The sequence below is a fragment of the Brachyspira catarrhinii genome, from assembly GCF_005518285.1.
GTDB lineage: Bacteria > Spirochaetota > Brachyspiria > Brachyspirales > Brachyspiraceae > Brachyspira > Brachyspira catarrhinii.
On sequence record NZ_SJDU01000631.1, the window covers coordinates 1 to 870 of the forward strand.

The 870-nt window shown below is 34.4% G+C and carries 2 protein-coding genes; both read right to left on the reverse strand.

The genetic code is table 11. From position 1 onward, the window contains the following. On the reverse strand, positions 1–431 hold a 431-nt coding region (locus tag EZH24_RS12740; RefSeq protein ID WP_236847258.1), incomplete at its 3' end, for a transcription termination/antitermination NusG family protein. A 6-nt stretch (positions 432–437) separates the two neighbouring features. Continuing rightward, on the reverse strand, positions 438–758 hold the full coding sequence (gene secE / locus EZH24_RS12745; RefSeq protein ID WP_137999408.1) for a preprotein translocase subunit SecE: 321 nt from the start codon (positions 756–758) through the stop codon (positions 438–440). Between the last annotated feature and the right edge of the window lie 112 nt (positions 759–870).

The window sequence follows — 870 nt, forward strand, 5'->3', positions numbered from 1 at the left end:
TCCATTCCTATAATTTCATTTATTTGATTTTTAGCCTTGCTTTCCACATCTTCGAATATTCTCGCGACATCCGCTTCGCTTAAAGGAGTCGGAATTATCTGCCCTTCTTCTTTCGTAGTGGCATGGCTTCCTATAAAACCAGCGACTCCTGGAGTTCTCCTAACCATAGAATGCGAAGAGTCGTTCATTATCATTTTTACCAAAACATAACCTGGAAAAGAAAATTCTTCTTTATTTACTTTCTTACCGTTTTTCGTAGTAGAAACCGTTTGGGAAGGTATATATATATCGACAATTAAATCGTCCATTCCGTTTTCTTTTACTCTTTTATCGATTCTTTCTCTAACCTTATTTTCGTATCCATGTTGAGTTTGGACTATATACCATTTATAATCTTTTTCTTCTTGTTTATATTCTTGCATATCGGTCATACTTAATCACCTGTTATATCTGTTTTTTCTAACATATCGAATGGCAAAATAAATAACAAATAAAGCCACAAATACCGCTATTAAAACCAAAGCAATAGCAGAAGACATTATAGCCGATATAATCGAACCGTCAAGTAATGTTCTCGTTATAAAAGTCACCGCGTAATCGGCGGCGCCCAAAAAAGCCGAAGTTATAATAAGCAATATAATAACGATAACCGTTTGATTTATAACCTCTTGACGAGTGGGCCATACGCTTCTTTCAAAAAGCTCTTTCTTTATCTCATCCAAAGAATTAAATAATTTATTTTTTTTCTTTTCTGCCATAAAATTACCCTAAATTAAAATTATAAAAAACTAAAAAAATCAATAATCAGGTCAGACAGGAGTCGAACCTGCAACACCCAGTTTTGGAGACTGGTGGTTTTGGAGACTGGTG

Bases quoted from the DNA above. Each gene is read 5' to 3' on its own strand.
- secE (WP_137999408.1), bottom strand. From the start codon at position 758: ATGGCAGAAAAGAAAAAAAATAAATTATTTAATTCTTTGGATGAGATA.